The organism is Pseudomonas sp. S04, assembly GCF_009834545.1.
GTDB lineage: Bacteria > Pseudomonadota > Gammaproteobacteria > Pseudomonadales > Pseudomonadaceae > Aquipseudomonas.
In genome coordinates, this window is sequence record NZ_CP019427.1 from 6,028,273 (window position 1) to 6,040,837 (window position 12,565).

Sequence of the window (12,565 nt, forward strand, 5' to 3'; positions counted from 1 at the left end):
AGTCGCAGAGCCACACTATCCCGCGCAAGGGATTAACAAAAATCAATAATTATTGGGTTAGCTATAAGTAAAGACTTATAGTTGAGCGACAGGCCCGCCACCAGAGCACCTATATAATGCGTAAGTCATTGATGCGTATGACATTACGGCAATTGCAGATCTTCAATGAAGTCTGCGATTTACGCTCCTACAGCCGCGCAGCTGAGGAAATGTCACTCACACAACCGGCCGTCAGCCTACAAATTCGTCAGCTTGAAGAGCTGGTTGGGCAGCCATTGTTCGATTATGTCGGTAAAAAGCTCTACATGACCGAAGCAGCTGAAGCGTTACAGCGCGCCAGTCGGGACATTTTTGGCCGCCTGGAAAACCTCGATATGCAGCTGTCCGACATGCAGGGTTCGCTGCAAGGACAGCTGAAGCTGGCGGTGGAATCCAGCGCCAAGTACTTCGTCCCCCATCTGTTCGCCGCCTTCAAGCGCCAGCACCCGGAAGTCAATTTGCAGCTGACGGTAGTCAACCGTGGGCAAGTGATCCGGCGCCTGTCGGATAACCGCGACGACCTGGTGATCATGTCCATGGTGCCGCAGGACATGGGCCTGGAATTCCTGCCCTTCCTCAATAACCCGATTGTCGCCGTCGCCCCGCCTGACCACCCGCTGTGCCACATGGGCCCCCTGCGCTTGCAGGACCTTGAGCCTTACACCTTGCTGTTGCGCGAGCCTGGTTCCGGGACGCGCCTGGCCTGTGAAGAGTATTTCAAGGAGAAGCGCGTGCACTTCAACCAGACCCAGGAGGTCTCGTCGGCCGAGGCCCAGCGCGAATGTGTGGTGGCGGGTCTGGGCGTGGCGCTGTTGACGCGCCACGCCCTGAACCTGGAGTTGGCGACCGGCGGGCTCAAGGAGCTGCCGGTCGAAGAGCTGCCGCTGTATCGCAGCTGGTGCGTGGTGCAGGCCAAAGCCAAGCGCCTGTCACCGGTCGCGCATGCGTTCCTGGGATTTATCCGCAATGAACGGGTGCAGATCAGCGCGCTGGTTGAGCGCTTCGACGCGAAGCTGCCGGGCTCGCTTGCCAGTAATTGAGTTCAAGGCTGTCGGAAAAATCGCCAATCTCGGCGAGAAGTTGCCGGCGCTCACAACGATCTTCAATCGCGCGGCGGAACGCCATGCGGCGCTGGTCTTCCTGCTGACGGCGGGTTTTGATAGCGCTGTTGCGTTCTTCGTAGGGCTGGGCCATTTCGAGTCTCCCAAGGCGAGTACGGGAGTTTCAAGATAGGCCGCTGGGATGACGGTTTGGCTGCGCGTGGGTTACAGGGATGTGAACATTGGCAGACGTCTTGGCGAGCAGGCTCGCGATAAGATCGCCAAGACCTGCCACCATCGCGATCGAAATCAGTCGTCCAGCGCCTTCACCGACTTGGGCGACAAGCGCAAACTGCGCAGGCTGCGCTTGACGCTCTTGAGGTGGTTGACCAGGCTCGGGCCACGCGCCATGGCCACGCCCATGGCCAACACGTCGATCACCACCAGGTGGGCGATACGCGAGGTCAGCGGGGTGTAGATTTCGGTGTCCTCATGCACATCGATCGCCAGGTTGACGGTCGACAGCTCGGCCAGCGGCGTCTGGCTCGGGCACAAGGTGATCAACGACGCACCGCTCTCACGCACCAGATTGGCGGTGATCAGCAGGTCCTTGGAACGCCCGGACTGGGAGATGCAGATCGCCACATCAGAGGGTTTCAACGTGACCGCCGACATCGCCTGCATGTGCGGGTCGGAATACGCTGCAGCCGTCAGCAGCAAGCGAAAGAATTTATGCTGGGCATCCGCCGCCACCGCGCCAGACGCACCAAAACCGTAGAACTCGACACGCTGGGCCTGGGACATGAGCGTCACGGCCCGCTGCAGTTCGATCGGATCGAGCTTCTCGCGAACCTCCATCAGGGTGTGCAGGGTGGTGTCGAAAATTTTCAGGCTGTAGTCGGCGACCGAATCGTCTTCGTGGATCGCGAACTGGCCGAAACTCGCACCGGCGGCCAGGCTTTGCGCCAGCTTCAGCTTTAAGTCCTGGAAACCCGAACAGCCGATGGCACGACAGAAGCGCACGATGGTCGGTTCGCTGATGCCAACGCTGTGGGCAAGATCAGCCATGGAACTGTGCATCACTGCCGCAGGGTCAAGCAGCACGTGGTCGGCAACCTTGAGTTCCGATTTGCGTAACAGGTGGCGAGACTGGGCGATATGTTGCAACAGGTTCAAAGGGCAGGACTCATTGTTATGGGCGGGCGCCGGGGATGTAGCAAGCTTGTAGTTATACTACAAGAATCCGTTTTTTGCCTGCTCAATGCATAACTCGATGTCCCCGCCTGGTGCCACCCGCGCCTCATGTAGCCCTCAGAGCGCAGACCGGCCTGACACCCGGTGCTTCACGCGCATTCGTCCTCCCCTGTAGATGGAAAGTGACAATGCAGGACACACACTATTCATTACAGGAGTTAACGACCATGAGTCTTACTACACGTGGCTGGGTAGCCCAGCAGGACCTGATGCCAGTCAGCGCGACCTTTCGCACCTATGGCACGGTCACCGTCGCCCATTCGGGCATTACCCCCAGGCTGACCAAAAGCAGCCAGCAACCTAACCCAAGCGCCTTGAGACTGGACCTTACGCTGGAGCATACCGAGCAAAACGCTCTGCTCGTTGAGGTGGATAAAACTGTCGAGTTCAGGCAATCCGGCGACTTGAAACTGATGGCCGTCAGCATTTTCTGCGAAGGCAACTTGCTGGTGCACTTGGATGAGATCCAGGTCACTCACTGAATTCAGGAAGTCATTCCTGGAGCTTGACCATTCCAGCCAACGGCCCATAGGAACCGGTGGCTGGCATACCTAAGGCCGACCTCATCAGCCATCCTGGCTACGCAACTGCTCGGCAAGCGCAATGGCCTCCACAGGCCGACTGATCAGATAGCCTTGCACCTCATCGCAGCGCGACGCCTTGAGAAACTCAAGCTGCTCCTGCCGCTCTACGCCTTCCGCGACGACCTTCAGCGACAAGCCATGGGCCATGGCAATGATTGCCCGGGTGATTGCCGCATCGGCACTGCCCTCGCCCAGGCCGCGGATAAACGCCTGGTCAATCTTCACGTAGTCCACCGGAATGCGCTTGAGGTAACTCAACGACGAGTAACCGGTGCCAAAGTCATCGATGGCCAGCTTCACTCCCAGGTCTCGCAGTTGCTGAAAGGTAGCAATGATGTGTTCGACGCTGTCGAGCAACTGGCTTTCGGTCAGTTCCAGCTCCAGGTAGCGTGGCTCCAGGCCGGTTTCCTCGAGCACCTGGCGCACCAGGCTGACCAGTTTGCCCTGGCGCAATTGATGCACCGACAAATTCACCGAAACCCGGATCGGCGCCAGCCCCTGGCGCTGCCACTCGCATGCCTGCCAGCAGGCCTGACGCAACACGAATTCGCCAATCGGGCCGATCAACCCGGTTTCCTCTGCCAAACCGATGAACTCAGCCGGCGGCACCTGCCCCATGGTCGGATGGTCCCAGCGCACCAGCGCTTCGGCAGCGTTCAGGCGACCGCTGGCCAGACACTGCTTGGGCTGGTAATAGACTTTCAGCTGTCGCTCCTCGACGGCCTTGCGCAACTGGTTTTCCAGTTGCAGGCGCTCAAGGGTGCTGGCCTGCAGGCTGTCGGTGTAGAACTGGAAATTATTGCCACCCAGGTGCTTGGCGTGCTGCATGGCCATGTTCGACTGGCTGACCAACGCGGGAATCTCCCGCGCGTTGTCCGGCAGCATGCTGATGCCCATCGAGGCGCTAATTACCAGCTCATGCCCATCAATGCTCAGCGGCACCCGCAGCTTGGCCGCCAACCGGGTGGCGACCCGCGCCAGACTCGACAGGCTGCCATAGGCATCAAACAGCACGGCAAACTCATCCCCGGACAAACGGGCGATGGTGTCCGCTTCCGGCAGCGCGTTCACCAGGCGCCGGGCCATTTTCTGCAACAACTGGTCGGCCACATCATGGCCCAGGCTGTCGTTGAGTAATTTGAAACGATCCAGGTTGATGTGCAGCAGCGCCAAGCTGCGACCGCCCTGGCGCACCCGCTGATGAGCGTCCTGCAGGCGCTCACGGAACAGCGCACGGTTGGCCAGCCCGGTGAGCTCGTCGTAGTGGGTCAGGTAGCGCATGCGCTCTTCGGATTCGCGCCGAGCGGAGAGATCGGCGAAGAAGCCCACAATATGGCTCACAGTTCCCCGAGAATCGCGCACTACGTTCAGCTGCAACCATTGCGGGTAGAGTTCGCCGTTCTTGCGCGCCTCCACCAACTCGCCCTGCCAACTGCCGTGTTGTTCCAGCGCCTGATGAATCGTTGGGTAGTGGCGGCGGGCGTCACGACTGCAGGGAAGCTCGATCACATTGCGCCCCAGCAGGTCCTCGGCCTGATAGCCAGTTACCCGGCTGAACGCCTGATTGACCGCAATCAACGCGTAATTCGGATCGAAAATCACAATGCCTTCGCTTGCTGCCTCAAACACCGTGGCCGCCAACTGGCGCTGCTCTTCCAGGCCTTTGCTGGCGCTGATGTCGCGCCGCGTGCCAACCATGCGCAGCACACGACCGTCAGGGCCGCGCTCCACCGCGCGCCCCCGGTCCTCAATCCAGACCCAATGCCCGTCCCCGTGACGCACGCGGTACTCGATCTGGTAATCCTCGCTGCGCCCCTTCAAATGCGCGACCAGTGCCCGCCGCAGCGGCGGCAAGTCCGAGGGATGCAGGCGCGGCTTGAGGTGGCTGAGCATCTCGGTGATGAACTCGGGCTCGATCCCGAACAATTCCTCGAGCTGGGTGTGATGCACTTCGTCGGTTTGCAGATTCCAGTCCCACAAGCCCAGTTCGCTGGCCTTCAACGCCAGCGCCAGGCGCGCTTCGCTTTTGCTCAGCGCCTGGTTGGCGGCGTCCAGTTCGAGGCTGCGTTGCGCCACCCGAGTCTCCAGGCCGACTTGCGCGGTGCGCAGCTCGGCTTCGGCCTGGCGGCGCTGGTCGATTTCCCGCGCCAGTTCCTGGTTGAGTTGGTCACTACCGCTTTGCGCCTGCCGCAAATGCTCGATCAGCGCCTGATTCTGAAAGCGGCGCAACAACCCTCGTCCGATCAGCCGGTTGACCTGCCACGCCACCACACTCAAGGAGCCCAGCAGAATCAGGCCGAGCCAGCCCCAGCCCTGCTGCTGTTGATCGCCGCCCCAGAACAGATAGCCGATGGCCGGCAGCAGGCAGGGCAACGTAAAGGACAGGAAGGCCGACAGGCTGACCGCGTAGGCGACACTGGCGCACAGGGTGGCCGCGCCGATCAGGCCAAACACCCAGGCTTGCTGCAGGAAACTGTCGGTGGGCACCAGGGCGATACCAGCTGCGGCCAAGGTCAGGCCACTGAGGGCCGACCCCAGCAGGAACATGTGCCGCCAGATCGGCTGCGCCTGGCGGCTGGGCATGGCCGAATCAAAGGCTGCCACCTGGATCACTCGCAATGCCACCAGCAACAGCAACCAGACCAGCCAGGCACTGACCTGCAGATAACGCTGCGGGTCCCACAGCAAACCGGCACAGACCAGGCCATTGAGCAACATCAGCAAGGTGGGCAGCAGCGAGCCCTGGTACAGCATACGCGTGCGCTCGACCGCCATCTCCATGGCGTATTGCTTGCGGATAACCTGCGGCTCCACGAAGGATCCTGCCAGGCTGGAGCTGAAGGTCATAGGCGATATTCTTGTTCTTATAGAGGGGCATGCGTGCCCGAAACGTCGACGGAGCATACACAAGCAAGCACCCTGACCAAACTGGCGCGAGGGATAAAATCGACGAAAGCGAGTGCCTGGCAAAAACCGCGCAAAACCGCAGAGCCACGGCCTGTAAGGGCCGCTGCCGCGTGACTGGGTGGTCGCCCTCGGCAACTCTTTCATCGGTTAATGCAAAGCTCGGTTTGCCCGGTTTGACGCGGCACCCTAGAATGCCCCGATGCGCGATGACCTCTCCCTTTTGCTGAACTCACTCAACGATGCCCAACGCCAGGCCGTAGCTGCCTCCGTGGGTCGTCAGTTGGTCCTGGCCGGTGCTGGCTCCGGTAAAACCCGTGTGCTGGTGCACCGTATCGCCTGGTTGATCCAGGTCGAAAACGCCTCGCCTCACTCAATCCTGTCGGTGACCTTCACCAACAAGGCTGCTGCCGAGATGCGCCATCGCATCGAGCAACTGATGGGTATCAACCCGGCCGGCATGTGGGTCGGCACCTTCCACGGCCTGGCGCACCGCCTGTTGCGGGCGCACTGGCAGGAAGCCGGCCTGAGCCAGACGTTCCAGATCCTCGACAGCGACGACCAGCAGCGGCTGGTCAAACGGGTGATCCGTGAGCTGGGCCTCGACGAGCAGCGCTGGCCGGCCCGCCAGGCCCAGTGGTTCATCAACGGCCAGAAAGACGAAGGCCTGCGTCCACAACACATTCAAGCCAGTGGCGACCTGTTCCTGGGCACCATGCGCAGCATCTATGAGGCCTACGAGGCCGCGTGCCTGCGCGCTGGTGTCATCGACTTCTCCGAGTTGCTGCTGCGCGCCCTCGACCTGTGGCGCGACCATCCGGGCTTGCTGGCGCACTACCAGAAACGCTTCCGCCATATCCTGGTAGACGAGTTCCAGGACACCAACGCCGTGCAGTACGCCTGGTTGCGCCTGCTGGCCAAGGGCGGCGACAGCCTGATGGTGGTGGGTGACGACGACCAGTCGATCTACGGCTGGCGCGGGGCGAAAATCGAGAACATCTATCAGTACTCCGACGACTTCCCGGATGCCGAGACCATTCGCCTGGAACAGAACTATCGCTCCACCGCCGGTATCCTCAAGGCGGCGAACGCCCTGATCGCCAACAATACCGGGCGCATGGGCAAAGAGTTGTGGACCGATGGCGGTGAAGGCGAAGCGATCAACCTCTACGCCGCCTTTAATGAACACGACGAAGCCCGCTACGTTGTCGAAACCATCGAAAGCGCGCTGAAAACCGGCTTGGCGCGCAGCGATATTGCGATTTTGTACCGCTCCAACGCCCAATCTCGGGTGTTGGAAGAAGCCCTGCTGCGCGAACGCATCCCGTACCGCATCTATGGCGGCCAGCGCTTCTTCGAACGTGCTGAAATCAAGAACGCCATGGCTTACCTGCGCTTGCTTGAAGGGCGCGGCAACGACGCGGCCCTGGAGCGGGTGATCAACGTTCCGGCGCGTGGCATTGGCGAGAAAACCGTCGAAGCCATCCGCGACCACGCTCGCCACAGCGATGTGTCGATGTGGGAAGCCATGCGCTTGCTGATCGCCAATAAAGGCCTGACTGGCCGCGCTGCCGGCGCCCTGGGCGCCTTCATCGAGCTGATCGACAACCTGGCGGCGAAAACCGCCGAGATGCCGCTGCACTTGATGACCCAGACCGTCATCGAGCAGTCGGGGCTGATTGCCTACCACGAAGCGGAAAAAGGCGAGAAAGGCCAGGCCCGGGTAGAAAACCTTGAGGAATTGGTCAGCGCCGCGCGCAACTTCGAGAACAGCGAAGAAGACGAAGAGCTGACGCCACTGGCTGCTTTCCTCGGCCATGCCTCCCTGGAGGCCGGCGATACCCAGGCCGACGAGCACGAAGACAGCATCCAGTTGATGACCCTGCACAGCGCCAAGGGCCTGGAATTCCCCTACGTGTTCCTGGTCGGCATGGAAGAGGGTCTGTTCCCGCACAAGATGAGCCTGGAAGAGCCCGGCCGTCTTGAAGAGGAGCGGCGCCTGGCGTACGTCGGCATTACCCGCGCCATGCAGAACCTGGTGATGACCTACGCTGAAACCCGGCGCCTGTATGGCAGCGAGACTTACAACAAGGTCTCGCGTTTCGTACGCGAAGTACCCAAGGGCCTGATTCAGGAAGTGCGGCTGTCCAATAGCGTCAGCCGGCCGTTCGGCGGTGGCCAGAAGCAGAGCTCGAGCAGTATGTTCGCCGGTACGGAAATCCCCGAAACCGCATTCAGCCTCGGCCAGCAAGTGCAGCACGCGGTGTTCGGCGAAGGGGTGATTCTCAACTTCGAAGGCGCCGGGGCCCAGGCCCGGGTGCAAGTGAACTTCAGCGAAGGCAGCAAGTGGCTGATGCTCGGCTACGCCAAGCTGGAAGCGATCTAAAGGCGCGAGCGCGTCCTTGTGGGAGAGCGCCGGGCGGCGCTTCGTCTGCTTGCGAATATCTACACCGCCGTTTATCAGATGCATCGAGGCGTGTGCATTCGCGAGCAGGCTCGCTCCTACAGGATGTGGCATTGATCTTTGCTCCTAGTCCTTCTGAACTTGTCGGCCCATCCCACAGACAAAAGTACATAGCCCTACGCAGGCCGGTTGAGCTGAACCCAGCCTGTCAGGCAAAAGCCCGAAACACTCTGCCGCTAGCCAGCAACACTTCACCTGTGCAACATGGCGCGCGTGCCATCCACAAATGGGAATTCCCTTTATGAAACGTTTTCTTAGCATCGCCATGGCGTTGTGCATCGGCCTGACGATGAGCCTGGACGCCAACGCCAAGCGCTTTGGTGGCGGCAAGAGCTCCGGCGCTGCGCCGACTCACCAGACCAGCCAAATGGCTCCTTCTTCTCCTGGCATGGGCGGCGCTGCGGCGACCGCTGGTGCTGCCGGTGCCGCGGGCGCTGCGGCCAAGGCCGGCGGTGCTTCGCGCTGGCTCGGCCCGCTGGCCGGTATCGCCGCTGGCGGCCTGCTGGCGTCCATGTTCATGGGCGGTGGCTTCCAGGGCATGCAGATCTTCGACATCCTGATCATGGCGGTCATCGCCTTCGTGATCTTCCGCTTCATCGCCGCTCGTCGTCGCAAGCAGCAAGAGCACCTGGCCCCGGCCGGTCACGCGCCAATGCAGCGTGAAGTGTTCGAGAACAAGCCTGCCATGGGTTCGATCTTCGGTGGTTCGGCCGCTCCGGCTGCTGCTCGTCCGGTGATCAACGCTCCGGCCTGGTTCAACGAAGAGCGCTTCATTGAAGCCGCGCGCAGCCACTTCCAGTCCCTGCAGCAGCACTGGGACGCCAACGAAATGGACAAGATCGCCGAGTTCGTGACCCCACAACTGCTGGAGTTCCTCAAGCGCGAACGTGCCGACCTGGGCGACGGCTTCCAGTCGACCTACATCGACAACCTCACCGTGCAACTGGACGGCGTGGATGATCGCGCCGACAAGACCATCGCCACCCTGACCTTCAGCGGCGTGTCGAAAACCTCGCGTTTCGACCAGGGCGAAGTGTTCAGCGAAAGCTGGAACATGGAACGTCCGCAAGGCGACAACCAGCCTTGGCTGGTCGCTGGTATTCGCCAGAACGGCTAATACCTCGCGCGGTTCGCATGCAGTAATAAAAACCCCAGCCTCGGCTGGGGTTTTCTATTTCGCGGTTGCATCTATAGCAAGCTACTGTATAAACCGCCCCAACCAAACCGCGCCATTGAGCAAGAGGATCCCGGACGTGGAAGAAATCATCGAACAACTGCGAGAAGCCAACGAACCGGTACCGGTGCCCTTGGAGCTGCCTGACGAAGACCAACTGGTGGAAATCGAGGAACAACTGTTCATCGACATCCCGTTTGTCTTCAGGGAATTCCTGCTGACCGTCAGCGACGTGGTCTACGGCAGCCTGGAACCTGTGACTGTCACAGACCCGCAATCCCACACCTACCTGCCGGACGTTGCCGCCAACGCCTGGGACGCAGGCGTGGACCGTAGCCTGATCCCTATCTGCCAGGATGGTGACGACTACTACTGCGTCGAAGAAGACGGCACCGTGGTGCTGTGGCAAGCCGAAGACGAACTGGTTGCCGAAGAAACCTGGGAATCGGTATGGCACTGGGCGCGGGACGTCTGGCTGGAAAGCTGAGTCTGGCCCCCTGCGTGAGGTTGTTGTAGCAACTGGCGAAGCCTGCGTCCGGTAGGCGACGGCTACGCCGCCGAACGCAGCCTCGCAGCCTCGCAGGCTCGGCAGCTGCTACGGGTCTGCGGATCTGCGCTTCAATGGCCGGACGACTCCTTGTGGTTGTCCAGGGTTTCCAGCAGGGCCACCTGCATCCGCGTATGCACACGGATGAACCAGCGCCAGAGGAGCGCCGCCACCGCGGCGGTGACCACGGCAATCAGCAACAGCAACTTGTTGGTCGGTAAAATACTGGCCGACAAGGCTGCCAGCAGCAGGAAAATCACCAGCAGCGAGAGAATCGGGATCACTTCGGCGATCACCCGGCGCACCCGTTGTGTGTGGCGGCCAGCCATCTCCGGCTTCACCCCCATTTCCGCCAGCAGCATCGAGAGCGCCTTGATCTTGCGATAGGCGGCAATCAGGAAAGGCAGCGACACCAGCAGTGCCCCACCCCAGATCAGGGCCTTCTGCCAGCTCGGATCGCTGATCCAGTCCTGCAGATAAGCCGACATGCGTTCGGCGAAAAAACCGCCCGACAGGAAGATCGCCACCACCAGCGCCAGGTTCACCCCCACCTGCAGCAGAATCCGCCGGATCATCGACGCCAGCAGCGCGCCCTCACCCTGCGGCTGGATACTGCGCAACCATTCGCCATACATTCCCAGCACCCGGCCAAGGCGCGTCGGTATGACCGCGGCGAGCTTGATCGAGAGTGGGTCAGCCGCGCGAATCAGGTACGGCGTCAGCAGCGTGGTGATCACCGAGACGGCGACCGCCACCGGGTAGAGGAAATTGCTGGTGACCTGCAAGGTCATGCCCAGCGCCGCGATGATGAAGGAGAACTCACCGATCTGTGACAGGCCCATGCCAACCCGCAGCGAGGTGCGTCCGTCGTTGCCGGCAATAAAGGCCCCCAGGCCGCAGGACAGCATCTTGCCCAGCACCACGGCGACGGTGATCACCGCAATCGGCCAGGCGTACTGCAATAGAATCAGCGGATCGAGCATCAGGCCAATGGCGACAAAAAAGATTGCGCTGAACAAGTCGCGAACGGGTTCGATCAGGCGCTCAATTTTCAGTAATTGCCGCGACTCAGCCATGATCGCGCCAATCAGGAACGCCCCCAGCACCATGCTGTACTCCAGCTTGACCACCAGCAGGCAAAAGCCGAAACACAGGCCCAGCACGGTGATCAGCAGCATTTCATTGCTTTCGAATTTCGCCACGTAGGCCAGCAGCCGCGGCACCAGCAGGATGCCGATGACCAGCGCGACGATCATGAACAGCGAGAGTTTGCCGACGGTGGAAAACACCTCGCCCGAACTCACGGTACCGCTCACCGCGATGCTCGACAGCAAGGCAATGATACCGATCCCCAGGATGTCCTCGACGATCAGCACGCCAAAAATCAGCTGGGCAAAACGCTCGTTCTTCATCTTCAGGTCGTTGAGCGCCTTGACGATGATGGTGGTCGAGGAGATCGCCAGGATCGCCCCGAGAAACAGCGAATCCATGGTGTTCCAGTCGAACCAGCGGCCAATTTCGTAGCCGATCCAGATCATCAGCACGATTTCCAGGAACGCCGCGATAAACGCCGTAGCGCCGACCTTGAACAACTTGCGCAAGCTGAACTCGAGGCCGAGGCAGAACATCAGGAAAATCACCCCCAGCTCGGCCAGGGTCTTGATGGTCTGCTCGTCATGGATCAGGCCGAATGGCGGGGTGTGCGGGCCAATGATGAAGCCGGCAACGATGTACCCCAGGACCACGGGCTGCTTGAAGCGATGGAACAGTACGGTCACCACCCCCGCCACCAGCATGATCACTGCCAAATCCTGAATGAAACTGATGGCATGCATGGCGAAGGCTCCTTGATGGGGATGCTGTAGGCGTGACGCGAGAAAAAGCCTGTCGAACGGGCTTTTGAAGGGTAACACCGCGACTTCCGGCAGAAACGCGGTGCAATATATGGAAACAGATGGATACAAGCGTGACGACCGCGAGCGGCGCGGCGTCCCGTTAAGGATGCTTTGAAAAACAGCTCAAGTGCCCGCAGAGGTACGCCCCTGAATCCCTGCCTAGAACCGTGAGTGTGCTATGGAACCCGGAAATGCCCAGCTGTCGATGACAGTACTGATGACCCCCGACATGGCCAACTTTTCTGGCAATGTCCACGGCGGTACCCTGCTCAAGTACCTCGACGAAGTAGCCTATGCGTGCGCCAGCCGTTATGCCGGCCGGTACGTGGTGACCCTGTCGGTGGACCAGGTGATTTTTCGCGAGCCGATTCACGTCGGTGAGCTGGTGACATTCCTGGCGTCGGTCAACTACACCGGCAACACCTCGATGGAGGTGGGCATCAAGGTGGTGACCGAAAACATCCGCGAGCGCTCGGTGCGCCACACCAACAGTTGCTTCTTCACCATGGTGGCGGTCGACGACCAGCGCAAGCCCGCGGCGGTGCCACCGCTGCAACCGCAGAACAGCGAAGACCGCCGCCGCTACATCCAGGGCAAACAGCGGCGCCAGGTCCGCCAGGAACTGGAAAAGCGCTACCAGGAAATCAAGGCCGACGTCTGAGCA

10 protein-coding genes and 1 pseudogene are annotated in these 12,565 nt (G+C 60.8%); 7 read left to right on the top strand and 4 right to left on the bottom strand.

Features of this window, described 5'->3' with window-relative positions:
• The first annotated feature begins 116 nt into the window (after nucleotides 1-116).
• Nucleotides 117-1,079, top strand: a complete 963-nt coding sequence (locus PspS04_RS27130) for a LysR family transcriptional regulator (RefSeq protein WP_095164983.1) — start codon at nucleotides 117-119, stop codon at nucleotides 1,077-1,079.
• Here the strand turns inward: PspS04_RS27130 and PspS04_RS27135 are convergent.
• Together PspS04_RS27135 and hexR are read right to left on the bottom strand one after the other, a co-directional pair.
• Complete coding sequence (locus tag PspS04_RS27135) at nucleotides 1,021-1,233, bottom strand: PA3496 family putative envelope integrity protein (protein ID WP_095164985.1); 213 nt, start codon at nucleotides 1,231-1,233, stop codon at nucleotides 1,021-1,023. The genes PspS04_RS27130 and PspS04_RS27135 overlap by 59 nt on opposite strands.
• A gap of 155 nt (nucleotides 1,234-1,388) precedes the next feature.
• The gene (gene hexR, locus PspS04_RS27140) at nucleotides 1,389-2,255 is read right to left on the bottom strand and encodes a transcriptional regulator HexR (protein ID WP_095164987.1); all 867 of its coding nucleotides are present in this window, start codon (nucleotides 2,253-2,255) and stop codon (nucleotides 1,389-1,391) included.
• A gap of 193 nt (nucleotides 2,256-2,448) precedes the next feature.
• Here hexR and PspS04_RS28190 point away from each other — a divergent pair.
• Both PspS04_RS28190 and PspS04_RS27900 read left to right on the top strand, forming a co-directional pair.
• Nucleotides 2,449-2,556, top strand: a pseudogene (locus tag PspS04_RS28190) (hypothetical protein); the annotation flags it as partial.
• A complete protein-coding gene (locus tag PspS04_RS27900) occupies nucleotides 2,543-2,815 on the top strand; it encodes a hypothetical protein (protein WP_442966605.1) in 273 nt (90 codons plus the stop codon). The pseudogene PspS04_RS28190 and the gene PspS04_RS27900, both read left to right, overlap by 14 nt.
• A gap of 84 nt (nucleotides 2,816-2,899) precedes the next feature.
• Here the strand turns inward: PspS04_RS27900 and PspS04_RS27150 are convergent, their stop codons facing one another.
• Entirely contained in the window at nucleotides 2,900-5,764 is a 2,865-nt protein-coding gene (locus PspS04_RS27150; RefSeq protein ID WP_159998635.1) for a GGDEF domain-containing phosphodiesterase, read from the bottom strand.
• A 259-nt stretch (nucleotides 5,765-6,023) separates the two neighbouring features.
• Between PspS04_RS27150 and uvrD the strand changes: the two genes are divergently transcribed.
• The 3 genes from uvrD to PspS04_RS27165 all read left to right on the top strand — a co-directional run bounded on the left by uvrD (nucleotide 6,024) and on the right by PspS04_RS27165 (nucleotide 9,946).
• On the top strand, nucleotides 6,024-8,207 hold the full coding sequence (gene uvrD, locus PspS04_RS27155; RefSeq protein ID WP_159998637.1) for a DNA helicase II: 2,184 nt from the start codon (nucleotides 6,024-6,026) through the stop codon (nucleotides 8,205-8,207).
• A 319-nt stretch (nucleotides 8,208-8,526) separates the two neighbouring features.
• On the top strand, nucleotides 8,527-9,402 hold the full coding sequence (locus PspS04_RS27160) for a Tim44 domain-containing protein (protein WP_159998639.1): 876 nt from the start codon (nucleotides 8,527-8,529) through the stop codon (nucleotides 9,400-9,402).
• A gap of 136 nt (nucleotides 9,403-9,538) precedes the next feature.
• Entirely contained in the window at nucleotides 9,539-9,946 is a 408-nt protein-coding gene (locus PspS04_RS27165) for an SMI1/KNR4 family protein (RefSeq protein ID WP_095164997.1), read from the top strand.
• Between the two features lie 131 nt (nucleotides 9,947-10,077).
• On the opposite strand, the gene PspS04_RS27170 is transcribed toward PspS04_RS27165, so the two are convergent.
• On the bottom strand, nucleotides 10,078-11,841 hold the full coding sequence (locus PspS04_RS27170; protein ID WP_095164999.1) for a cation:proton antiporter: 1,764 nt from the start codon (nucleotides 11,839-11,841) through the stop codon (nucleotides 10,078-10,080).
• Between the two features lie 238 nt (nucleotides 11,842-12,079).
• Here PspS04_RS27170 and PspS04_RS27175 point away from each other — a divergent pair, with 238 nt between their 5' ends.
• A complete protein-coding gene (locus PspS04_RS27175) occupies nucleotides 12,080-12,562 on the top strand; it encodes an acyl-CoA thioesterase (protein WP_095165001.1) in 483 nt (160 codons plus the stop codon).
• The last annotated feature ends 3 nt before the right edge of the window (nucleotides 12,563-12,565 follow it).